This window comes from Streptomyces sp. SAS_270 (assembly GCF_052543295.1).
The window spans coordinates 1-22,928 of the sequence record NZ_JBMNDS010000122.1; the positions used below are offsets into that span (position 1 = coordinate 1).

The following is a 22,928-nucleotide window of genomic DNA, read 5'->3' on the forward strand; positions in this document are numbered from 1 at the left end:
CCGCAGGCAACACCCCGGCAAACCTTTGCCAGAACCCACACCCCCACCTCATGCCAACCTCAAGCAAACCTCCAACACCCCACCCCACACCCCCAGACCTAACACGCAAGGGAGGCCGTACGGCGGTGAGCGTCGCTCAACACGCATCCGCTGGTCACAGGAGGGCGCGCCCTCCGAGATCGACACGCACCTCCCGCGGCACTTCGGTCACCACCCCGTGGTGCTCTTGCGGTTGCCCGGCAGCAGTGGACGCGTCGGAGCACGCGAACAGTTGCCGTACCGCATCCGCGAGTGCGGGAGCCTCGCTCGCAACGGCGTCGGCAACTCCCCCGCCGTAGCGCTACCGCACCGGGGCGCCCTGTTCACGGTCAGCCTCTCGCTGAAGTGCGGCGCCGCGTTGAAGCAGGCGAACGCCCGCCACGACAACCGCCGCAGACACAAGGTCGATGCCTCACGTGAGGCACCTCTCGACACCTGGAACTTCCGGAGTTGTCGACGCCGGTGGCACCGGATGGCGGCTTCGGCCTTCCGAGCGCCCAGCCCGTCGGCGACCGTATCCAAAAGGCGTACGCGCACAGAATTACGGGACTTCCAAAAGAAGCGCGGCGGTTCTGCTGGCCGCAGCGGTGGAACCGACGGGCGAACCGGCGCTGTTGTGGCGCGCGGCAGAGGTCGGGGCGAAACCATCCGTCCCACGAACCGGATGTCCGACCATCCACCTACGATGCCCCGATGCAGCCACACTTCACCGGCACCTCCCTGATCACCGACGATGTTGCGACCCTCGCCGCCTTCTACGCCGCGGTCCTGGACGCAGAGGTCGAGGGCAGCTCCCCCTTCGCCCGGGTGACGGTCCCGGGCGCCGTCCTTTCCTTCTTCACCACCCCAGGCATGGAGTCGATGGTGCCCGGGTCGATGGCCGGTGCCACAAGGGGAAGCTTCACTCTGGAATTTCAGGTCACCGACGTGGACGCACGCCACGAGCGTCTGCTGGCCGAGGGTGTTGAGATCCTCAAACCGCCGACAACCCAGCCGTGGGGGCGCCGGTCGGTGTGGCTGCGTGATCCGGACGGCAACATCCTCAACCTCTACCAGGAGACGTGACGCCGGTCCGCGCCTCACGTCAGTGGTTGCGAGGCCGCAGAACATCATCTACTCGCCGTTCTGCACAACGGACCCGGCCAGTCCGGCGCGCGCACTCCAGCAACTACCGCTTCGGGCACATTGATCTGTGGGTACGCGACATCCGTCAGGTCATCGACGACGCGATCGCGCGGGACAGGCCGTCGGACGGCAAGGTCACGTTGCTCGGGTACTCGCTCGGCGGGCAGCACGTCGGCCGGACCCTGTTCGCGGCCAACCCGGTGCTTCCCGGTGGCGCCGCCGTCATCGCGAAGGTCAACCGCGCTGTGTTCGCAGAATCGATCTTCGGCACACCGACCGAGGAAGTGACACCGACGACGGGCTTCACGTCCTTCCCGACGAATCTCACCACCCGGTCGGACAGCGACTCAACCTGGGCGATGGCCCCCGAACGGGACGCTGCCTGCACCGGCCACATCGTCCCCAGCAGTCAGCAACAGCTGTGGATGCAACTCATGGAGGAAGACCGCCTCGGCCGCAGATGGGGAGGCGACCGCGACCATCCGACCGGTGTCAGCCGCGCGCCGACGTTCTCCAGCTAGGGCTGGAACGCCACCGTCGCACAGCAACAGACCACACCCTCACTTGTCATCAACGGCCTTGAGGACAGGACACCCCTCGCAACGCCGACCGACGCAAGCGCGCTTTGCAACAGCCTTGGCACAGCCAACAAGGTGCAGGTGCAGGTGCAGTGCGCGAGCCACGCCATCCTGTGGGAGGGGTGCTCCGGATCACGCTGCACCCCCCACCGTCAGGAACGCCTTACGGTGGGCTCCCCGGCCACCCTTGGGCCGGCCCCCATGCCACGGTCCAGGCCGCGGTGATCGAGTGGATCAAGAACGGCACCTTCAACTCCGCGACGAACGGCCGCTTCACCGTCAGCACAAGCGGTGTGGTGACGCCTTCCCCGTGACGGGCAGCACGAGGCTGCCCTTTCGCCCCAGGGGCAGGAGCCCCACGGCTCCTGCCCAGGCCCTCCGGTGGCAGGGTGACGTCGAGACCATCCGGCGGACGAGCGCAGTCGTAGACGCCTTCCAGATCCCGCCGAGCGACTCCCGTTCTCAGGCCACCATCACAGATCGAGGGCCGGCCGGTCAGCGGACGGAACGGCGCCGTCGCCCTGATCGACGGTGCGGCGCCCCGACTCTTCGCACACCGGCAGATGCCAGGAGCGCCGGTCACGTTTTGCGCCGCAGATCCCGTTCGCTTTCGAGCCCCCTACCCGAAGGCCGGGCACACCCGACGCGATGGAGCACCGACACCTGCGGGAAGCCTTCGTCACGCCGGCCCGGACCGGAGACATCGCCTCCCTGGAGGCACTCCTCACCCCGGACGCGCGCCTTTCGCACGACGACCGCACCGGCGACCCCGGCCGCGTCCCCGTCCCCGTTCCCAGGGGCACCAGAGCTGCAGCGTGTTGAAGTCGATTCTCCCCCGGCCTCCTGTCACACATCCCCCGGTCACCCGGTCAATGGGGTGTACCCGCCACCCGGCAAGGAGATCACCGTGGAATCCCGTCTCAACTACTTCGGCAACCCCATAGCGGGGAAGGTGCTGAAGCACATCAACTCGGCCAACAAGGTGCTTGCGGACTCGATGCTGTCGACCACGACCCAGGAGCTGGTGAAGATCCGCGCCAGCCAGATCAACGGCTGCGGCTTCTGCACCGACATGCACACCAAGGACGCAGTGCACGACGGGGAGACTCCGCAGCGCCTCCACCTCGTCGCGGCCTGGAGGGAGGCCAAGGTCTTCACCGATGCCGAGCGCGCCGCACTGGAACTGACCGAGCAGGGCACGCGCATCGCCGACGCGGCCGGGGGTGTCACCGACGAAGCGTGGGCCAACGCGGCCAAGTACTTCGACGAGGACCAACTCGCCGCACTGCTCTCCCTCATCGCTGTCATCAACGCCTACAACCGCATCAACGTCATCAACCAGCAGCCGGCCGGTGACTACCAGCCCGGCCGGTACGGCTGACCGGCACCGACAGCCGACCCCAGGCGGTCCGTCTCCTTGCCGCCCCGGCCTAAGGCGGGAGACGGACCGGCGGCCCATCAGCCGCCCAACGGAAGCAAAAGCCGTCTGACGAGCCACAGGCCGCCTCTGCTGCGCAGCGGTCCGCGGACACCCGGCCCACACAGCGCACCGACCGCTGTACCCCTTCCGCACACCATTTCACCGGCCCCCGGCTGCACCGCCGAGTGCCGGACGCGGGGCACAACCTGCCGCAGGAATGTCCCGACGCATTCGTGACCGCGGTTCGTGACGTCAGACTCCTGCGCCAGGAGCAACAGTCAGGACAGGGCCCTTCGATGTCGGCGTGGTGATCTCACGCTTCACGCCGGCGGCCGAGGGGCCCTGCTGGTTCCTTGTCCCGTCAGATCCTCGTGCAGGTATTCAGGACACAAGAGCTTCAGTGTTCGCAGAGGGAGAACTCTCGTTCATAGAGCTGCTCGTTGTGTTCGTCGACGAAGAACTTGCGTTCCTGCATGAGTTGTTCGCGGTAGTTCTTGGCCTGTTCAAGCGTCATGGTCGAGGTGTCGGACCATGGTTGTTGCGGTGGCACATCGGATGTCGAGACGATCTTTTCCGACGGGTCGACCAGGAAGAACGCGAGAATTTTGCGATGTCCCGGGCGGGTTGGGTCCGTGAGGCGGAATGAGCCGACGCGGTGTTGCAGGATGTTCGGGAACGCCAGGCAACGGCCCTCTGGGGTCGATGTCGATCCCAGCACCTGATTCAGTGCGTCTTCGTCCTCCAGGCCGTAGACCTCACGCAGGCCGTTGTCGTCGTTCTGTTCATAGTGCGGGTCGTCGAGCGCCGCCCGGAAACTCAGCCGACTTTCGGTGATGTTCTCGCTGTCCCAGTAGTAGATGCCGGTGGAGACGATCCGCTCGTTCATCATCCCCTCGACATGCCAGGAACCACCGGGGTACTCAGGCTTGTCCGGGGTGAGATGAATGGTGGCGAGCTTGACGATGACCTGCAGACGGCGGCCGCGCAGGTCGACTCGGGCGGATTCCTCGGGCAACTCGGGCAGGGTGAAGGCCGGGGCATCCGGGATGACCGGGCGGCGATTTTCCCACCAGCCGTCCTGGGCCTCTTCCCATACGCGGACGGCTTCTGCGTAGGCCTCATCATCACCGAAGGAGGATTTCTCCGGATACTCCGGCTCCGAGTCGTACCACCCGTAAGGATCGGCCTCGATCCGCAGGGGCCGCGGATGACGCAGATCGGTGAGCACGTTCTCCAGCAGCGGCCGAAAGCGCGCGAACAAGTCCGGCAGGACGGAGGCCAGTTCGCGATGAGTCTCGGGGTGGACGTTGTTGACGTATGAACGGAAGGCGACATCGCCGTCGTCACTGACGTCGACGTCCGTGGGTAGCCACTGGAACTTCTCCGAGAATTCGTACTTCGAGTAGCGGTCCGTCGGGTTCTGCCAAGCCTCCTCGGGCGCACCGCTCACCTCTCTCACCAGGCAGAACAGTGAGGGATGAACCAGATCCAGTACCTGACCGTCGGATCCGGGGTGCCAGTCGTGTTCAGCTTCGGGGACTTGCTCCAGAACCCGAACCGCCTCGCGCAGCCGGGATCCGAGCTTGTCGTCGACCAGCGCGTCCGACTGCCACACCCCGTCGACGGCGGACACCTCGACGCCGGTCTGTCCGTCCCGCAGCGCGGCGTAATGCCGGAGCTCCGCAAGCACATAGCCAACCTGTGCTTCGGTGAGGCCCTGGGCGAGAGCTTCTTGTGTCCACCTGTCGACGATGTCGGCATCGTTCATCTTGTCGAACCATCCCGGCTTCGCCCGGATGAGTGAGCTGCACTGCATCATCTGAAGTTCCCGCAGCGTTCGGGGTGTCGCGTACGTTATAGAACGGGAAGCATGAAAGGGCAGCGGGAAAGCAGACAGGCCAGTCAATTCTCTTGGTCCTCCCAGTCGGTGTGCGGTGGCGGGAAGGATACTTCAGCAGACTGACACCGCAGCCGTCGTCCCTGTCATCGCTGGTCCGGGAGCCTTCGACCGCTTCGTCAGCGGCACTGGCCTCGCCCGTGGCACATCGCGCCGGCCGGCTGAAGTCAGATGCTTCAGATAATGCCGTGCGGTCGGCAGGATGTCAGGAGACGCTGGAGCAGTGAATCAGCTTCAGCAGGTTGTGGCGCTGGTGGACGGGGTGTTGGGCCAGGACGTCATCGGCACCTACCTCCACGGCTCCTCCGTGCTCGGTGGACTCAGGCCGGCCAGCGACTTGGACGTGCTCGTCGTCACCCGACGGCGCATGGACGAGCGAGTGCGACCGGCTCTCCTCGATGGACTGCTCGGCATCTCCGGCTCCCCACACAAGGCCCGCCCGATCGAACTCACCGTGGTCGTCCAGTCCGAGGTCCGGCCATGGCGGTACCCGCCAACGGGCGACTTCCTCTACGGCGAGTGGCTGCGGGCGCAGTACGAGGCCGGTGTGGTCCCCCAGCCGGAGCAGAGGCCCGATCTGGCCCTGCTGATCGCTATGGCGCTGACGGGCGACCACCCCCTCACCGGTCCGCGCCCGGCACAGGTTCTCGACCCGGTCCCGCGGGCCGACCTGGTCCGGGCGAGCGTGGCGGGTATCCCCGGCCTGCTCGACGACCTGGACCGCGACACCCGCAACGTTCTGCTGACCTTCGCCCGCATCTGGACCACGCTCGCCACCGGCCGGATCAAGTCGAAGGACGCTGCCGCCGACTGGGCTCTCGCCCAACTCCCGCCCGAGCACCGAGCCGCGCTTGAGCACGCAAGGCAGCTCTATCTCAACTGCCTCTACTCCGAAGAAAGCTGGAGCGAGGCATTGCGGTCGCAGGTGCGTCCGCATGTGAACTACGTACTCACTGAGATCGAGCGGCTGAGGTGAGAGCCTTTCGCCCGTTGACTCCGGCATGGGTGGGTACGGCGGCGAAGCCGCAGGCGAGCCAACCGCCTGGCAAAAAGGGCGGCACGGCCGAGCTGATTCAGCATCAGCCCGGCCACACCGCCGCGTCCCAGCGAAGCCCCGTGCCAGTTGTCTCAGCGATCTACTGAGGAATCCAGTCCCTACGCGTCGGAGACGATCCGGCGCCGCTCATCACAGCCCGCTCACCGGCGGGCCTCGGGTTCGACGTACTCGAAGGTCGGGCCGGCAGTTGTGCCGTCCTCGTCGGGCATCTCCATCAGGCCCTGCGCCTGAGCCTTGAGCGCGTACATCATGCCGATCGCGGCCCCGAGCGCATTCGGAGTGCCGTTGAACGCGTGCTCCAGCTGATGGAGCATTCCGCAGTACGTCCGGTTGAACTCCTCCTGCGCCGTTCGGATCGGACTGCCCATGAGGTGATCCGCCATGCGCTGGTTGCGGCGCATCGGGCGGACACCCGCGAGGTCGAAGGCGACCGCTTCGCCCGTGGGGCCGGATTTCGGCGTGTCATCGCGCCGGTACCGCCGGCCCAACTTGAGCTCCTGGAACCGGTAGTAGTGAGAGACCTCGTCGCGTTCGGGGTGGAAGATGTCCTGGTCGCCGTCCCAGACTTCGCCGCGTGCCGTGCCTTCGCCCTGTTCGACGATTTCCTCCAGCGCCGCCAGGGCCGAGGCGAGATCCGTGACCGCGGCCAGTTGTCCGCCCGTGTGAGAGAAGGGGCCGGCGGTGACCTGGCGCGCCGGGTCACCGCAGAAGACCTCCCGTTCGCCGAGCTCAGCGCACAGGTGACGCAGTCCTTCCTCTATTGCGTCGTAGAACTGCCCGATCGTCTCGTAGTTGTCGCCCTCGGCCGGAGCGCTCGGCAGGGCCGGCTGTTCGAGGCGGAGAAACATCTCCAGCGCCTCCGCGCCGAACGGCACGAGTGACAACTCCAGGGAGCGGTCGCCGTGCGGCAGGGGCCGGGGGTGGCGCGGCAGCATCTGCGGTGTGTCCAGACGCGGTTGACCGCCGACGGCGTTGAGGAGGTTCGCGGCCAGCGCCAGGTGGATCATCTCCTCGACAAAGACGCTTCCCACCGCCTGAGCGGCGTCCGGGTTCTTCGCCGAGTCCAGCGAGTAGAGCGCGCACAGGTAAGGGGGCAGAGTGGCATGTTCCAGTTCGATCGCCCACTGAAGGTGCTCACGCAGGCTTTCGAGTGTCGCGATCCGCGCAGTCGAGGGAACCTCGGCGATGTCGAGCTGTTCCGGCTGATTCATGGGTGTTCTCGCTTCAGCTGTCGAAGGGGATGAGTGCGCGAGCGAAGACTGCGGAGACGCTCCTCATCCCCACTCGCCCGGACGGAGGGTCAATTCGGTGGCACGAACTGTGCGTTGTCTCGCGGTGCTGACAGCAGTCACACGCTTCTGTCCGCCAGGGAACACAGTGTCGTCAGGTCATTGGTTAAGACAGTGCAGCCAGGCGATCTGTGACAACTCCGGGAGGGCAGGGCAGTGGAGATGCCGTCCCGCCTCTCGCCGTAAGGCGCCGTAGCTGCCGTACTCGTCTGAACGGGGCCCGGACGCTACTCCATGTGGCGCGGTCAGCGGACCGTCCGCGCCCGCCTTCTCGATGATGGCGGCGACGGCGTCCTGGCGGGACACGCTCACCGCGTGCGAGGGCTTGACCTCCACCGTGTGCGCCTTGGCGCGCTTGGCCATGAACGTCTGTGCCTGTGGCGGGATGTTGAGGTCCTCGGTAGCGATCAGGACCCAGGACGGAATGGTCTTCCAGGCCGGCTCGGAGGCTCCCTCCTCCAGCGCGGAGCTGGTGACCGGGCGCTGGGTCACCGCCATGAGGTCGGTGGTGTTCTCGGGAACGTCCGCGGCGAACTGGTGACCTGTGGGCGTGAGCGGACCAGTGTTCTCGCCATGCCGACCCCCGCCACGATGGCGGCGCAGTGCAGCACGGGGGCGACAGCGAGATTCTCCGGCAGTGCGGCATCGGAAGGGTGAGCCACGGCGACGAACAGGGTGAGGGGGAGTTTCCAGCTGCTCCAGGCGAAGAGTGAGCCCGACCCCAGCCAGCCGAGTGCCAGCAAGAGCCGATGGGGCACTCGGGACGCGCTTTTCCGGGCGAGTGTCCAGATGGCGGTGGCGCCGGCGAGTGCCCAGAGCGCGCCTACGCCCGTCAGCAGATGCCAGTTGGTATCCCGTTCGGCCGGTCTTGCGACTCCGAGGGTTCCGCCTGCCGCCCAGTACGCCCAGATGAGACCGACGATGCCCGCGACGGCAGCAGTCCATGACGGAGCGGCAGGGGCGCCGTCCCCGACGCGACGCGCGAAAGCCTCCGGCCAGCGCCGGTGCAGATAGGCGGGGACCGCGAGAGCCAGCCCCAACCCCATCCCGATGAAGCTGAATTGGATCAGCGCGCCTTCCCAGCCGGGCATGACTGGGTCGTCGCCCCCGCTGTCGGCCGCTTTGCCGCGCCCGGCGTCGAGCACCGTGCTGAGCACGGCAAACGGGAGGATCGATACCAGGAATCCCGCCCCCGTCCAGGCGCAGAAGGCCACCAGCCACCCCGGTATCCGCATGCCCCAGGGCCGGACCAGAGCGAGCGCCAGGGCGATTCCGATTCCCGCCATGCCGATGGTCACCGTGTTGAGGAGCACCCAGCCGGCCCGGTCGAAGCCCTCTCCGATCGGTGCCAGGCCCAGCAGAGCGCCGATGACCCACGACAGTTTGACCAAGAGGTAGGGCGACATTGCCAGGGCCGCCCCGTACCCCGCGAAACGCCCAACCCGGTCCCAGTGTTCCACCTGCATGCTCCCTCCTCGGCGAGGACTCCAGCCTGGGGGATCGCACATCCGCCACGCGTCAGCTTCAGGGGCCCCCTGCCTCCGCCGGACGGCGGAGCCCGTTGTCATGCATCAGGTGGGCCTTGCCTGCCGCTGTCGAGGCGCAACAGTGTCAAGGGCGAGTTTCACAACGTCTGAGCGAGGCCGGTGGTTCAGCCCGACGATCCCAGGATCACAACGCACAGCCCGATCCTCTTTTGTGTGTGTCTCGGGTGCGCGACCACGCGAGCAACGGGGGTCCGTCCCTTTCGGGCGGAGCCCCGTTGCTCGCCTCAGGCCATCTCAGCCGAACCGCAGGATGCGCGGTGCGAAGGTGCCCTCGGGCCCGTCGGCGCGGCCGACCGACCACACCGTCTTCGTGCCTGGCACCGGCGCCAGCCGCAGCACCGAGGAGTCCCCCTCGCCGGCCACTGCCGGTTCGCTGTACTCAGTGAACGACTGGCCGTTCCAGGCAAGGAAATCCGGCCCGGGGACAAGCGGCGGATTGCTGCCCGGTGGGCCCCACTTCTGCGAGCGGGCCACCGAGACCCAGGCCAGCGCGCCGGACGAAGTGGGCGACAGTGAGGTGACCGAGCCGAAGTCGGCGGGCACGGTCACCCGGCTCCATGTCTGCCCGTCCCAGCGGACCAGCAGCGGCGGAATCGGTCGACCCGGCGGCCCGCCGACGAACCCGGCCGTGCCACCCGCCCACACCTCCGTCGGCGAGACCGCCAGCACACTGCCCAATGCCGACCGCGGGAACCCGTCCACGATCGTCTGCTGCCACGCCTGCCCGTTCCAGTGCGATACGGCCGCCCCTGAGTCGGCGGCGCCCGCGGCCCAGACGTCGTCGGCCGCCAGGATGTGCAGGCCGTACACGGTTCCCGGCGGCACGGGCACGTCCTGCCAGCCGCGCCCGTCCCAGCGCAGCAGTACCTGCGCGCCGTCGCGCGAACCGATCAGCCAGGTCTCACCGCCTCCGGCGACGACTTTGGTCAGCACGACACCGCGCGGTGCCCGGCTTTCGTTCCAGGCGCTGCCGTTGAAGCGAAGCAGGTGGGCGCTTCCTGCCGAGTCCCGGCCGACCGACCAGACTGCGGTCGGTGAGGCCGCGGCGATGGACAGCAGCTCTCCCTGCCAGGTGATCCCGGGCAGATTCTGGCGCTGCCACGCGGTTCCGTTCCAGCGCAGCACCAGCGGGAAGCCCGGCGCCTCGCGGCCGACGGCGTCGGCACCCACCGCCCATGCCCGGTCCGGCCCGAACGCCACGGCCTCGTTCAAACCGGCCTGTGGGCGTACCTGTGCAGGGACCGGAACGTGCTGCCAGGACAGGTTGTCCGCCGCGGCCGGACTCATGAAGGTCAGGATGGCCATGGCGACGGCGAGGGCCGCGACGAGAAGTCTGCGTGCCATGGTCAGCCTCCCAGCCGCTCGCTCATCAGATTCGGTTTCGAGCCGTAGATCTCGACGGTCCCGAAGGACAGCAACGAGGACCCGGCCCTCGCCAGTGCACGTGGTTTGACGTCTATCGCGTTCGTGCGCTCCGGGCCGTAGGAGAAGGTGGTGTGGACGCCGTCCACCCGCGCGTACTTCGACTGGAACGCATGGTCGCTGCGCATCGGCAGCCACAGCGCGCCGTCCGGGCCGCGCACCATGGCCTCGGTGTAGGTGTCGCCCAGCGGTGGGTGGGTGGTGCGCCAGGCGTGTCCATTCCAGGTCATCAGGTAGGTGCGGGCCACGCCGTCGGTGTACTGGCTGCCGCCGATCGTGGCCCGGCCGGACGGTTCGAGCATGATCGTGTGCACGTTGCTGTTGGGCGGCAGGGGCACCTTCGCGTCCCGCCACCCCGTGCCGTCCCAGCGCAGAACGGTCGTCCCGGTATTGGTGTCCGCCCAGGCCCAGACGTCGGTGGCCGTACGCGCGGTGATCCCCATCAGGTACAGCACGCCATCCGGGGTGGACTGTGTGGTCCATCCGGAGCCGTCGTAGTGCAGCACCTTCAGCCCGGTGTCGTCCTCACCGACCATCCACGCGGCACCCGGAACCGCGGTGAAGTCCTGGTAGGTCCACAGGGTTTGTGGCAACGGGACGGTACTCCACCCTCCCGCCGAGCGGCGCAGGATCTCCCCCGCTCCCGCGCGGTTGTGGAAGATCCACACCTCCTTGCCGACGAACTGCACCTTGCCGAGCCAGCCCGGTTCGCCGGTGCCGGGGAAGGTGGTGTCCCGGCTCCACGCAGTGCCGTCCCATCGGTACAGCATCGGCCGCATGCCATCGGCGGTGTCCTCGTACCCGGTCGCCCACGCCTCGCCCGGCCCGCGGGCGGCGAGATCGGACACGGTCACCGGCGGTGCCGCCGCCGGAACGGGCACCTGCGACCAGCTCGGCGTCACGGCTGCGGCCGACGACACCACCGCGACCGGCGACATCACTGTGGCACACGCGATCACAAGGCAGACGATGACCGCACGGAGACCTTTCACGGGACCCCCTCAGAGCGCGAAGGTCGCACAGCTTATGGGTGGTCACCCCAACTGTGAACAGACGGAACACGGTTAATCCGGTGTTCCTCGCTGCGGAAGAACGGAAGGAACGGTTCACTGCGGCAGAAGGCCTTGGCCTTGCCACCGGAGTTCCCCAGGCCTTGGGGCCAGACCGGCTTGCGCCTGGCCCCGAAGCTGGGTCAACTCTGCAGACTCCACTGCTGGTTCGCTGCGCCCGAGCAGCTCCACAGTTGAATCTTCGTTCCGTTGGCGGTGTTCGAGCCTGCGGCCTCAAGGCACAACCCCGACTGCACTCCTGTGATCGTGCCGTTGGGGTTGATGTTCCACTGCTGGTTCGTCTGCCCGTTGCAGTCCCAGATCACCACGGGGGTGCCATTGCTGGTGCCCCTCCCGGAGGCGTCCAGACACTTGTTGCCGTAGACCATGAGTTGCTTGCTGTCGCTGGGCGTCCACCGTTGGTTGTTGCCGCCGTTGCAGTCCCACAGTTGTGCCTGGGTGCCGTTGGTGGTGGTGGAGTTGTTGATGTCGACGCAGCGGCCCGACTGCTGGCCCGTGATCCGCTTGCCGGTGGGCGGAGGGGGCGGGGTGGACGAGTCGAACTGCGTGAAGAACTTCCACACCTCGCCCGACGTCCAGGTGCGCCAGCCGTCGCCGGTGGACCCGTCTATCGGCCCGGGGTCGTGACCGGCTCCGTCGAACGCCGCCCACACGACCGGATACCCGGCCCTGCACCCGGAGTAGGTGGTGACGACGTGCGTCAGGCTCCCGTTGGCCGGCTCGGGCGGGTTCTGCGGGGTGCAGCCGTTGTTCCTGACGAACGTGTCGCGCAGTGCCCGTCCGGACGAGATGGGCAGCACGTTGTCCCTGAGGCCATGGAGCCCCATGTACGCGACGGGCTGGGTACCGCCACTGCACCCGCTGAGGTTGGCGCCGGAGTAGACCGCGACCCCGCGGAAGACCGTCGCCCGGGCACAGGCGAGGGCGTACGACATCGCACCGCCGTAGCTGAAGCCCGCGGAGAAGAGCTGCGTCGTGTCGACACACAGGCCCGCCTCGATCTGCCGGACCATGTCGTCGACGAAGGTCACGTCCTCACCGCCGGAATTGGCCCAGCCGTTGCCGAAGCCCTGGGGCGCCACGAAGATCGTGCTGTTGTTCGCGTTGTCCGCCAGCCGCCTGAGTCCGTAGTAGGACCAGTTGTAGCCATCGGTTCCGCCCGAGTCGACATCGTTGGCGGTGCCGCCCCGCCAGTGGAATCCGAAGACCAACCGGTAGGGGTGGTTGTTGTCGTAGTTGGCGGGGACTCTCAGGATGTAGCTGCGGTTCTTGCCGCTGCTCGAAATCGTATGCGTACCGCTGGTCAGCGTCGGGGCCTTGCCGCATCCGGCAGTCGGCGCGGCGGCTGCGGCGCTCGTGGGCGACGTGCTTGCGTCGAGGCCGCTGCTCATCGCCGTGCCGGCTGCGGTCATGACGAGAAGCGCCGCACTCACAAGGGGCATCAAGAGGGACTTACATCTCATCTACTTCTCCTTTTCCGTCGTGCGTTGATCGCTCTACGTGCGTGAGCCCACCCATCGGGCGGTTCACACGCCGGTGATGGTCCATGCGTTGTTGGTGCTTGAGTTCGGCGCCCACATCACCGTGGTCGAGCCGGACGTGGTGCTGCCGCTGCCGTCAAGAGCGGTGCCGGTGCCGCGGTTGACGATCTGATAGCGGTTGCCGCCGAGGTTGTTGAGCGACCACTGCTGGTTGTTGCCGCCGTTCCAGGCCCCTTGCCGGGCGGGAGCGCCGTTGGCGGAATTGCCCCAGCTGTCGGCGACCATGCCGTTGGTGCGGTTCACGATGCGGTGGTAGCCGTTGCCGAGGTCGATCAGCTGCCACTGCAGGTTGCTGCTCCCGTCGGAGTTCCACTGCTTGAGGTTGGAGCCGGAGGCGACGTTGCCTCCGCTGTCGAGCAGCAGTCCGCTCGTCACGTTGGCGATCTTGACCCAGGTGGTGGGGCCGCCCGGCGCGCCAAGGACCGGGATCTCCCCGGAGAAGGTGAGCTTGACCGTGTACGCCAGGGCGCTGAACGGCGGGTTGGACGAGGGCATGGTGAGGTGCAGGCCGGAGGCGTCCTGGGCCGGTGCGGGCAGGTCGATGTACGTTCCGGCGGTGGTATTGAGCAGTTTTGCGCCGGTCAGGCTGCTGAGGTTGATTCGATTCGAGTTCAGCGTCGTGATGGTCATGGTGCTGCCCTGCCAGCCCAGCGCCGTGGCGTAGAGGACCTTGTTGTCCCGACTGCGGGTGAACCGGATGTCCTTCGCCACGCCGGCCACGGGGCCGCTGAACGAGCCTCCGCCCATCTGGGTGGGGCCCTCGCCGTAGCTGGTCCAGGAGCGGGTGGCGTAGACCGCCTCTCCGAAGCGGCCGAGCCAGTCACCCATGGCGAGCAGGATGGACTGCTGCCCCGAGGGGATGGTTCCGTCGGCCATCGGGGCGATGTTCAGCAGCATGTTGCCGCCCTTGCTGACCCGGTCGATCAGCGAGTGGAGCAGCGCCTGCGTCGAGTAGTAGCCGATGCCCACCGTGTAGCACCAACTGGAGGAGGAGATGCTGTCGTCGGTCAGCCAGTAGGGGGTCAGCAGCCCTGCCGGGCCGCCGCGCTCGAAGTCGTAGACCTCGCCCTTGTTGTCGAGGCCGTCCTTGTAGGTCGCGACCACGTCCTTGTTCCACGCGACAGCCTGGTTGTAGTAGTGCGCGAGGAACTGGAGCCGGTAGGACTCCTGCACCAGGCCCAGGTCGAAGTCCTGCCAGACCAGGTCCGGCTGGTAGCCGTCGATGACCTCGATCAGCTTGTCGTACCAGAGCTTGTTCTCCGCGGCCGAGCCCTGCTGGCCGAAGAGGAGGCGCAGCGTCGGGTCGGACTGGTTCGGCACATGGTCGTAGAAGCCGTTGAAGTGGTAGGCGTGGTGCAGCGAGGCCATGAACTTCAGCCCCTGTCCGCGGATGGCCTGCGCGTGCAGCCCCACGAGGTCGAGTCGGGGGCCGTGCTGGACCGAGTTCCAGACGTTGGAGCGGCTGTTCCACATGGAGAAGCCGTCATGGTGTTCGGCGACCGGTCCGGCGAACTTCGCACCCGCTGCCTTGAACAGCCGCGCCCAGGCGTCCGGGTCCCAATTGCCGCCCTGGGAGGTGAGCTTGGGGGCGAACTGCACGTGGTTGCCGGCCTTGTCGCGGGCACCGTCGATGAAGTTGTTGTACGGCCATGCCGCGGGGTCGCCGTAGGTGGCGATGTGATGTTTGTTCTCGTTCGAGCCGCCGATGTACATGTTGCGCGGGTACCACTCGTTCCCGTACGCGGGAACGCTGAATACACCCCAGTGGTAGTAGATGCCGAACTTGGCGTCCTGGAACCAGGCCGGGGCCGGGGGGTGCTGGTCCACGGAGGACCAGCTCGCGGTGTAACTTCCGGGGCCGTCGGTCGCCGCGGCCTCGGGGGCGAACCGCAACAGGCCGTAGGCGGTGGCCGCGCCGGCCGTCGCGAGCAGCCTGCGTCTGCTGATCGGAAGGGAGGAAGAAGACATGGGGGGCCTCTCGGAGGGATGGGCGGGGGCGTTCAGGAATTCGGACTCCGGCGGATCGGGTGCGGCCGGCAGCGGACGTGCTCGGCCGAACGGCGTGCGGTGCCGTTCGGCCGACGCGGCCGACGTGCTGACGCGACTGACGACGGATGCGATCGGTGGTCGTCAGCCGGTCACCGGATCAACTGCGCGACCACTTCTGGTTGTTGCCACCGGTACAGGTCCACAGTTCCAGCAACGTGCCGTTGGCCGTTCCCGCGCCGGTGGCGTCGAGACACAGGCCGGACTGGACACCGGTGATCGTGCCGTCGGCTTTGATGGTCCACTTCTGGTTGCTGCCGCCGGTGCAGGGAAAGATGTCCACCTTGGTACCGGGGCTGGTGCCCTGGCCCGCGGCGTCCAGGCAGTCGCCGCCGTAGACGCGCAGCTCGTTGGCCGAGGTGTTCGTCCACTGCTGGTTGCTGCCACCGTTGCAGTCCCACAGCTGCACCTGGGTACCGGACGTCTGCGACTGGTTCGGCACGTCCGCACACCGGCCGGAAGCGGCCCCGACGATCGCCGCGGTCGTGCCGCCGGATCCGCCGCTGCCGGGCGTGATGGACAGGTTGTCGAACTGTGCCGTCTCGGTCTGGCCGGTCGCGTAGCCGACCTGGCCGCCGGCCCAGGTGTAGTCGTTCACGGAACCGACCTTGGAACCGTCGATGACGGCGGTGATGCTGTTGCCGGAGAAGGTGAGGCCCAGGGTGTGCCATCGGTTGGTGCCCAGAGCCGTGGTCGTGCCGCGGGCCAGAGTGGAGACGTTGCCGTTGGTGTTGGAGTTCAGGACCGACCACGCTCCGGTGTCGCTCACCCGCAGGTGGTAGGCGTTCAGTCCGCCGGTGCTGCTGTAGTCCTGTGCGTTGGCACGGCCGATCAGTTCGGCGTATCCGGGCTGTTCGAGCAGCACGTCGGACGAGACGGTGTAGTTGCTCCAGCTCACGTCACCGAGCAGGGCGTGCGGATCGGACAGCGCGTCCCAGGTGATCGGCTTCTGCGGGCTCATCTGGCGTACGCATTTGCCGTCGTGGCCGCCGCCACAGCCGACCGTCTCGAAGGCGCCCTGCCAGTCCATGAGGTACTTGGCCTCGGTGCCGGTGGCGTAGCTGTCGAAGGAGTCGCTGTACGGCAGGTTCATGGCGCCCCGGGCGGGACCGGCGGCGGTGCCCTTGCCCTGTCCTGTCGTGGTGGTCAGGGTGTACACGCGGCCGGGCTGGACGGTCAGGCTGAAACTGCTGCCGGACGGGGTGACGTCCGTCGCGTGAACGAAGTAGTCGGCCGTGTTGTTGGAATTGACGTTGGTCGACCAGACATGGACGGTGCTGGTGGACAGCCCTCCGGTGACGGTGAAGTTCAGGGTCTGGGCGCTGCCGGCGTCCATCGTCTCGATGACCGTGGAGTAGTCGGAGTTGTTCGTGGACTTCAGTGACACGTAGCTGCCGTTGTTCCGGTTGCCGCCGATGTATCCGCTGGAGGCGTCGAGGTAGTGCCATCCCGGGGCGGTGAACTGGCTCGTCTGCGCCATCACCCAGGCGTTCTTGCCGATGGCGTAGTAGCCGGACCACGGCTGCGGGGCAACGGCGAGACCCATAGTGGGATAGGGCAGGTTCGGCGTGAGCGAGGCGACCACAGGCCAGTTGAGATACGCGGTCATCCGGCCGTCGATGTATCCGCGGTTGATGCCGCGGGCCACAGCCGGTGCTCCCGCGTTGTAGTCGTCCGAGCCGTTCTCGCTCGCCCACAGCGGTTTGCCGGTCGACGTGGCGGCCGACGGCACCGCGCAGTTGGACTGGGAGGAACGGTAACCGCAGGGGTAGTGCGTGCCGATGACGTCCACCGAAGCCGCGAACGCCGCGTTGGAGTTGATGTCGTTGGCCACCGCCCAGTCCGAGTCGGCCGCGACGATCCTGACTTTGCCGTAGCCGTTGGTGTTGAGCGCGCTGCGCAGTTGTTCGTACCAGGAGATGTTGTAGCCGCGCTCGTTCCAGCCACCGAGGTAGTCGATGCTCAATCCGTGCTGTTTGGCGCAGCCGAGCCACGAGACCAGATAGTTGATCATGTCGGTGGACCAGAAGTTGCCGCCGCCGATCCAGCCGGGTGCGCCCCAGGCGAGCCCGTACAGCTTGATGTCCGGGTTGCGCGCCTTGGCCTGCTCCATCAGCCACCACTCGTAGCCCCGGTTGCAGTTCAGGTCGGACCGGGTGTGCTGGTGACTGGGCTCGGCCCCCGAGGTGGAGTTGGTGTCACCGCCGATCTCGGCCTTGAGGATGTGCAGGGAGGCGCCGTATCCGGGCCGGAACAGGTAGTCCAGGACCTGGCCGCGTTCGGGCTCCGGATAGTCGATCAGGAGTCTGCTGTTGCCGCCCCCGCCGCTGATCGCTCCGACGCCGTCGAAGGTCCGGCCGCCTGATGAGCCGTTGATCGTGATCGAGGTGGCGGCCTGGGCCGGAGCGGCAGTCGTGCCCACGATGCCGCCGGCGGCCAGGACGAGGCCCGTGAGCAGGGCCGTTGGAACGCGTAAGCGCCTCAACAGCCGACTGAATGCTGACACGGTTGTTCCTTTCGCAGGTCGAGGGGTGTGCCAGGGGGAGCTGGGGTCAGCGCAGGAGGAAGTCCTGGTTGGTGCCGGGTGCGTTCTTGCACTGCCATTGGTCCAGTTGTTGGCCCAGGTTGCTGCCGCCGCCGTAGACGTCCAGACACAGACCGCTGTTCTGGTTCCGGAAGGAGTACGAGCCGTCGGACTGCTGTACCGGCAGCCAGAGGGCGGCTGCCGCCGTGCCGGGTGCCTGTTGGACGATGTCCGGGGTGCCCGCCGCCGTGGAGCCGCCGGCCACCGCCACGTCCAGCCCGGAGTTCTGAGCCCGCAGCTCGCCGTAGCCACCCGAGGCCGGCACAAACTGGAACAGCTGGTTGCTCTGCCCGTTGCAGGTCCACTGGTCGATCGCGGCGCCCGCGCTGCCGGAGTTGCCGTACACGTCCACGCACAGGTTGTTGTGAGCGGCCACGAGTTGGTGGTGGCCACTCGGGAAGCCGCCGCTGGACGGAGCCGGTGTCAGATAGACGGCGAACGCGTCGTGCGAGGCCTGGAATGTCAACGGCACGGTGATCGAGCCGCTTGAGGTGCTGACATTCTGGTTGTACACAATCGGTGGTGACGCGAGAGGTGCCTGGTCCGGGATGCGGTGCACGGTGACGTTGACGCTGCCCGCGTTCGCCAGCCAGGGCACCGACGCCAGCCCGTTGAAGGTCACGGACGCGGTGCCGGAGTTCCCGTTCGAGTTGCCGATGATCGCCACCGCGCGCTTGTTGGTGGGATCCTCGGAGGCCGAGATCGCGGTCGCGCCGACCTGGCCGGAGGTGTCCACAAGGGTCCCCGTCATGTCGGCGTAGTCCCGAAGCGCCCACCAGTTGCCCGTCGGCTGCCAGCTGCCTCCACTCTGGGTCAGGACTCCGGTCAGGTTCGGAGTGACGCAGCACACCCAGTTGCCGCGCATCGCGTTGGTGTAGCCGGACTGCGCGAACCGCGCCAGGTACCAGGCCGTCACCCCGGCGGTCTGCCGGTCGGCGGGCTGGTACTCGTTCGCGGACAGCGGCAGCGGACCGATGCCCGCCGTGGCCAGGGCACTGTTGAGGGACTGCGACACGGTGACCGGGTCGTCGACATCACCCTCGTCGTGGTTGGTGATCATGTCCGGCACCGTCCCGGCCGCCTTCACGTGCGCGAGCCAGGTCCGCCATTCGCCCGGGTTGCTCTGCGGGGTGAAGGCGAGTGACGGCCCCACGATCTGCGCCGAGGGGGCGATGCGCCGGATCTCCCGGTAGGCGGTGTCCCACATCTGGAAGTACTGGGTGCTGTTCATGCCCCGGGTCCAGAAGACGGAGATGTCCGGCTCGTTCCAGATGTCGTAGGCGAACTTCAGGCCCGATGCCTGCAGTGCTCCCACCGTGGAGTCGATGAAGCTGATCCAGTTGGAGCAGTTGCCGTTGTCGCACGGGTACGTCGTGTTCGACGGCTGCCCGCCGTTGGCACCGTAGATGTCGCTGACCAGCACCTGGTACTGCGCGTGGTAGGGCGGCTGAGTGAGCCGTTTCCCTTGCGCGATGATCGAGTCGATGTCGGCTCGAGTGGCCGAACCGTACTGGTAGTTGTCCCTGATCCAGCCACCGGAGAACCATCCGCCGCCGCGGAACGCGTTGATCCGCAGCGGCTTGATGAACTGGTCCGCCGGCTGACTGCCGTCCTGCGTGAAACCGTAGAGGAACCCCTCCCCCACACCCGTCGACGGGCCCCGCGTCGACGCCAGGTTCACGCTCAGCACCTCGCCCGAGGCGGCCCGGCTCGCGGGCGACGCCGACAGCTGCAGCACGAACGCCAAGACGATGCCGAATGCCAGTACCAGGGGGCCGAGCCTCGCTCTCGTCCTCATTCCATCCTCCTGTGGTTCGGCGAGTGGACGGTGCGGTGAGACGCCGGGGCGGTGGTTGAGTGCCGCCCCGGCGCTGGGTGACGCGGGATTTTGCGGAGTCAGCTCAGCGACCACTGCTGGTTGGATCCCCCGTTGCAGGTCCACAGTTCTACGGGGGTGCCGTTGGCGGTGGCGGCGCCGGTCACGTCGAGGCACAGGCCGGACTGGGCGCTGGTGATGGTGCCGTTGGCGTTGAGGTTCCACTGTTGGTTGCTCTGGCCGTTGCACGTCCAGGTGATGACCTTGGTGCCGGAGCTGGTGCCCTTGTTGGAGGCGTCCAGGCACAGCCGGCTGCTTCCGGAGTAGACGGTGAGCTGGTGGGAGTTGGACTGGGACCAAGTCTGGTTGGCCGCTCCGTTGCAGTCCTGGATCTGCGTCTGCGTACCGGGAGTCGTGGAAGCGCCCGGTACGTCCAGGCACCGGCCCGCTCCCACCGCATGCAACGCGGTCGTCGTGCCGCCACCGCCTCCTGTCCCGTAGCCCGCGGCGGTGATGCCGGCCTGGACGGCGTTCTCGGTGGCGTCGGAGGGATAGCCCGCCGTCATCGCGCCTTCGAAGAACTCGCCCACCCCATTGGGGCTGTTGTCGCCCCCGGTGCCGAGCAGGACCGAACTGTCGACCTTCATGGGTGAGTAGCCGTTCGGCAGCGGGCCGGAGAAGGTGGTGGTCAGGCCGCCGCTCGCGCCGTTGCCGTATTTCAGAGTGAAGTTGCTGGTGCCGTTGTTCTTCAGCCACGCGCTGACGAAGGGGTAGTGCACGCCCGAGTTGTTCGGGTCCTTGTTGGAGCCGGTGTTGGTGTGGAACATGCCGTTCTCCAGGTCGGCCTCGACCCACGGTCCGCTGCCGGTGCAGCCGTTGAACCAGCAGGCGGTGCCCCAGTAGATGGCGTTCATGGTGGCGTTGCCGGTGTCGGTGTGGGAGTTCTCACCGCTGCCGTAGTCGAAGCAGCACCACTGGTTCGTGTAGTTCGACGACGTCACCATGTAGATGCCCTCGGGCTGGGCTCCGGTGGCCACGCCGCTCGCGTGGTCGAGCCGGTAGCCGACGCCGGGGGTGACCTTGACCCCGAAGACCTGGTGGCCGGCCGCGGTCACCGGCAGGGCCATGGCGTCCGCTCCGACGTCGGATCCGTTGGGGCCGGGGCCCTTCCAGTAGCCGCCCCAGGAGATCGGCAGGTCGTTGTGCTTTGCGGTCTGGTCGTAGATCTTCGTGATCGTGCACGACGTGCTTGAGCAGAACGAGACCTGGGACGCACCGTCCGCGTACCCGCCGGTGCTGACCAGTCCGATGTCGCGGAAGCTGTGATCGGAGGAACGTTGAATCTGATACAGCGGCCCGTTGTACGACGCGAAAAGCGCCCGGGTCGTGGAGTGCGCCGTCACACACGGCGTACCGCCCGCGGAGTAGAGGTCGCACGGAAGCGACCCGTCCGCCAGGCGGTGGACCGCCGGATGGACGACGGCTGACGTACCGGCCCGCGAGGGTGTGGCGAACGCCGGTACGCCGAACGCGGCCACAGCCATCGCCAGGGCAAAAAGGAGCACGGCTTTCCATTGCCTTCGACGGCTGTCACCGGCTGGTTCGAGCATGGAGACCTCCTCTGTGGCTGTGCACACCCGTTGGCGCCGAAGCCGGCAGTGGTCGATGGGGCGCTGCGGAGCCGCTCGGCTGCATGCGGCAGGCCGGCCCGGGCGGTGCTCGGTGGAGGCTTGAAGGGGGACTCATCCCAACGTCCAGCGCTGACTGTTGGCGCCGTTGCAGGTCCGCAGCTCGGCGAGGGTTCCGTCAGCGGTGGCACCTCCGGCGACGTCCAGGCACAGGCCCGACTGGACGCCGGTGACCGTGCCGTTGGGGTTCAGCGTCCACTGCTGATTGGCCCCGCCGTTGCACGACCAGATCTCCACCTTCGTCCCGGGGGTGGTCTGGTTGTTGTAGGCGTCCAGGCACATCTGGCCGCTGCCGGAGTAGACGGTGAACTGGTTGGACGTGGAGTGCGTCCATGTCTGGTTGGCCCCGCCGTTGCAGCTCCAGATCTGCACCTGGGTGCCGGCGGTCCTGGTCGAGTTGGGTACGTCCAGGCACTTGTCCGCACCCACAGCGTGCAGCTCGCCGGTCACGCTGGTGCCGCCGCCACTGGTGCCGCCCGCGACCCGGTACATCACCGTGCCGTGCGCCGGCACCGAGGCGCTGATCCTGCCCGAGGTTGTCGAGGCCGACCCCGACCACAGGTCGGTGAGTGTGTAGGCGGACGCGCCGGTCTTCCCGATCGCGGCGGCGGTGGTGGTGATGGTCGCCGTCGAGCCCGTCTCGTTGAACAGCGCCACCGACACGTCCCCGTTGGCCAGCGGCTTGGCCAGCACGTCCAGGCCGCCCGAGGACGACACCAGGGTGCCCTGTTTGCCCAGGGAGTCCTGGTCGACGGCGATCACCCGGGAGTTGGTCAGCGTGGACAGGGTGTCCGCACTGGCCGAGGGGATGTTGGTGCCCGCGATCAGCGGCGCGGCCATCTCCGCCCACAGGCTGAACTCGCTGCGGCTCTCGGTGGCCGTCATCGAGCCGTTGCCGACCTCCAGCATGTCCGGGTCGTTCCAGTGGCCGGGGCCTGCGTAGGAGGCCAGTCCCACGTTGCTGTGGAAGATCGACAGCATGCTGGCGAAGTTCGCGCTGATGTCCCCGGTGGTGCGCCAGCTGTTGCCCACGCCCGCGCCCCAGGTCCACACGTTGTCCTGGCCCCAGTTGCACAGGCTGTACAGGATCGGCCGGTTGGTGGCCGCCAAGGCGTCCCGCATCGCGGTGTAGCGGGTCTGCGCCCGTACCCCGTTGTTGTTGCAGTTGTCGTACTTCAGGTAGTCCACACCCCACGACGCGAACGACTGTGCGTCCGTGGTCTCGTGCCCCAGGCTGCCCGGATACCCGGCGCAGGTCGCGGTGCCCGCGTCCTCGTAGATCCCCAGCTTCAGCCCCAGCGAGTGGACGTAGTCCGCGGTGCCCTTGATGCCGTCGGGGAACTTGGCCGGGTCCGGCACCAGGTGGCCGCCGGAATCACGGTTGTGGGTCATCCAGCAGTCGTCGATGTTGACGTACGAGTAGCCCGCCGCCTGCATGCCGTTGGTGTGCATCGCCTGCGCGGTGGACTTGATCAGCGACTCGGAGACGTTGCAGCCGTACGCGTTCCAGTCGTTGAAGCCCATCTGCGGGGTCAGCGCCAGCCCGTTGCCCAGCGCTGTGGCGGGCTGCGCCGTACCGAGGGACACGAGGGGGACGCCCACACAGAACAGCGCGACCGAGCAGGCGAACGCCAACGTCCTGCGCAGGGACCGTCGCGGGAACGGCGGCAACAGGCGTCCGAGTCTCGCGGTAATCATGTGCATGACATTCACTCCTGGACAGGGTTGCGGCAGAACACGCCCCCTCTCGGAGCGCATCCACGGGTCAAAGGCATGCAGGGGCAGCGGGGCAGGTCTCGGGGGGGGGGG

Annotated in this window: 16 protein-coding genes; 4 read left to right on the forward strand and 12 right to left on the reverse strand. The window is 67.4% G+C overall.

Annotation, left to right across the window (positions count from 1 at the left end; all coding sequences use genetic code 11):
* Positions 1-732 precede the first annotated feature (732 nt).
* From ACN6LB_RS43120 to ACN6LB_RS43130, 3 genes are all read left to right on the forward strand, one after another.
* Entirely contained in the window at positions 733-1,104 is a 372-nt protein-coding gene (locus ACN6LB_RS43120) for a VOC family protein (RefSeq protein WP_445030667.1), read from the forward strand.
* Positions 1,101-1,685 carry a hypothetical protein gene (locus ACN6LB_RS43125; protein WP_445030668.1) on the forward strand — a complete coding sequence of 195 codons (585 nt, stop codon included), beginning with the start codon at positions 1,101-1,103 and terminating at the stop codon, positions 1,683-1,685. The genes ACN6LB_RS43120 and ACN6LB_RS43125 overlap by 4 nt, the downstream gene beginning before the upstream one ends.
* Positions 1,686-2,649: 964 nt before the next feature.
* Positions 2,650-3,123: a carboxymuconolactone decarboxylase family protein gene (locus ACN6LB_RS43130; RefSeq protein ID WP_445030669.1), complete on the forward strand. Its 474-nt coding sequence runs from the start codon at positions 2,650-2,652 to the stop codon at positions 3,121-3,123.
* Between the two features lie 436 nt (positions 3,124-3,559).
* On the opposite strand, the gene ACN6LB_RS43135 is transcribed toward ACN6LB_RS43130, so the two are convergent.
* Complete coding sequence (locus ACN6LB_RS43135) at positions 3,560-5,068, reverse strand: DUF4246 domain-containing protein (protein WP_445030670.1); 1,509 nt, start codon at positions 5,066-5,068, stop codon at positions 3,560-3,562.
* Between the two features lie 214 nt (positions 5,069-5,282).
* Here ACN6LB_RS43135 and ACN6LB_RS43140 point away from each other — a divergent pair, with 214 nt between their 5' ends.
* Positions 5,283-6,035, forward strand: coding sequence for an aminoglycoside adenylyltransferase family protein (locus tag ACN6LB_RS43140; RefSeq protein WP_445030671.1), 753 nt, complete (start codon positions 5,283-5,285; stop codon positions 6,033-6,035).
* A 221-nt stretch (positions 6,036-6,256) separates the two neighbouring features.
* Here the strand turns inward: ACN6LB_RS43140 and ACN6LB_RS43145 are convergent, their stop codons facing one another.
* The 11 genes from ACN6LB_RS43145 to ACN6LB_RS43195 all read right to left on the reverse strand — a co-directional run bounded on the left by ACN6LB_RS43145 (position 6,257) and on the right by ACN6LB_RS43195 (position 22,823).
* Complete coding sequence (locus tag ACN6LB_RS43145; protein ID WP_445030672.1) at positions 6,257-7,327, reverse strand: ferritin-like domain-containing protein; 1,071 nt, start codon at positions 7,325-7,327, stop codon at positions 6,257-6,259.
* 177 nt (positions 7,328-7,504) lie between these two features.
* Entirely contained in the window at positions 7,505-8,008 is a 504-nt protein-coding gene (locus ACN6LB_RS43150; RefSeq protein WP_445030681.1) for an alpha/beta hydrolase, read from the reverse strand.
* Positions 7,894-8,871: a hypothetical protein gene (locus ACN6LB_RS43155; RefSeq protein WP_445030673.1), complete on the reverse strand. Its 978-nt coding sequence runs from the start codon at positions 8,869-8,871 to the stop codon at positions 7,894-7,896. The genes ACN6LB_RS43150 and ACN6LB_RS43155 overlap by 115 nt, the downstream gene beginning before the upstream one ends.
* A gap of 315 nt (positions 8,872-9,186) precedes the next feature.
* Positions 9,187-10,296, reverse strand: a complete 1,110-nt coding sequence (locus ACN6LB_RS43160) for a hypothetical protein (RefSeq protein ID WP_445030674.1) — start codon at positions 10,294-10,296, stop codon at positions 9,187-9,189.
* Positions 10,297-10,298: 2 nt separating this feature from the next.
* Complete coding sequence (locus ACN6LB_RS43165) at positions 10,299-11,366, reverse strand: hypothetical protein (RefSeq protein ID WP_445030675.1); 1,068 nt, start codon at positions 11,364-11,366, stop codon at positions 10,299-10,301.
* Between the two features lie 200 nt (positions 11,367-11,566).
* Positions 11,567-12,886 carry a ricin-type beta-trefoil lectin domain protein gene (locus ACN6LB_RS43170; RefSeq protein WP_445030682.1) on the reverse strand — a complete coding sequence of 440 codons (1,320 nt, stop codon included), beginning with the start codon at positions 12,884-12,886 and terminating at the stop codon, positions 11,567-11,569.
* Between the two features lie 84 nt (positions 12,887-12,970).
* Positions 12,971-14,953: an alpha-L-fucosidase gene (locus ACN6LB_RS43175; RefSeq protein WP_445030676.1), complete on the reverse strand. Its 1,983-nt coding sequence runs from the start codon at positions 14,951-14,953 to the stop codon at positions 12,971-12,973.
* 178 nt (positions 14,954-15,131) lie between these two features.
* Positions 15,132-17,537, reverse strand: coding sequence for a ricin-type beta-trefoil lectin domain protein (locus ACN6LB_RS43180; RefSeq protein ID WP_445030677.1), 2,406 nt, complete (start codon positions 17,535-17,537; stop codon positions 15,132-15,134).
* A gap of 46 nt (positions 17,538-17,583) precedes the next feature.
* The gene (locus ACN6LB_RS43185) at positions 17,584-19,413 is read right to left on the reverse strand and encodes an RICIN domain-containing protein (protein WP_445030678.1); all 1,830 of its coding nucleotides are present in this window, start codon (positions 19,411-19,413) and stop codon (positions 17,584-17,586) included.
* 98 nt (positions 19,414-19,511) lie between these two features.
* Entirely contained in the window at positions 19,512-21,041 is a 1,530-nt protein-coding gene (locus ACN6LB_RS43190; RefSeq protein WP_445030679.1) for an arabinofuranosidase catalytic domain-containing protein, read from the reverse strand.
* Positions 21,042-21,173: 132 nt separating this feature from the next.
* Positions 21,174-22,823 (reverse strand): glycoside hydrolase family 27 protein, encoded by a 1,650-nt coding sequence (locus ACN6LB_RS43195; protein WP_445030680.1) that lies wholly within the window; start codon positions 22,821-22,823, stop codon positions 21,174-21,176.
* Between the last annotated feature and the right edge of the window lie 105 nt (positions 22,824-22,928).

Coding starts and splice junctions, on each gene's coding strand:
- ACN6LB_RS43120 (WP_445030667.1), top strand. CDS start 733: ATGCAGCCACACTTCACCGGCACCTCCCTGATCACCGACGATGTTGCG.
- ACN6LB_RS43145 (WP_445030672.1), bottom strand. CDS start 7,327: ATGAATCAGCCGGAACAGCTCGACATCGCCGAGGTTCCCTCGACTGCG.
- ACN6LB_RS43155 (WP_445030673.1), bottom strand. CDS start 8,871: ATGCAGGTGGAACACTGGGACCGGGTTGGGCGTTTCGCGGGGTACGGG.
- ACN6LB_RS43160 (WP_445030674.1), bottom strand. CDS start 10,296: ATGGCACGCAGACTTCTCGTCGCGGCCCTCGCCGTCGCCATGGCCATC.
- ACN6LB_RS43170 (WP_445030682.1), bottom strand. CDS start 12,886: ATGCCCCTTGTGAGTGCGGCGCTTCTCGTCATGACCGCAGCCGGCACG.
- ACN6LB_RS43175 (WP_445030676.1), bottom strand. CDS start 14,953: ATGTCTTCTTCCTCCCTTCCGATCAGCAGACGCAGGCTGCTCGCGACG.
- ACN6LB_RS43185 (WP_445030678.1), bottom strand. CDS start 19,413: ATGAGGACGAGAGCGAGGCTCGGCCCCCTGGTACTGGCATTCGGCATC.
- ACN6LB_RS43190 (WP_445030679.1), bottom strand. CDS start 21,041: ATGCTCGAACCAGCCGGTGACAGCCGTCGAAGGCAATGGAAAGCCGTG.
- ACN6LB_RS43195 (WP_445030680.1), bottom strand. CDS start 22,823: ATGCACATGATTACCGCGAGACTCGGACGCCTGTTGCCGCCGTTCCCG.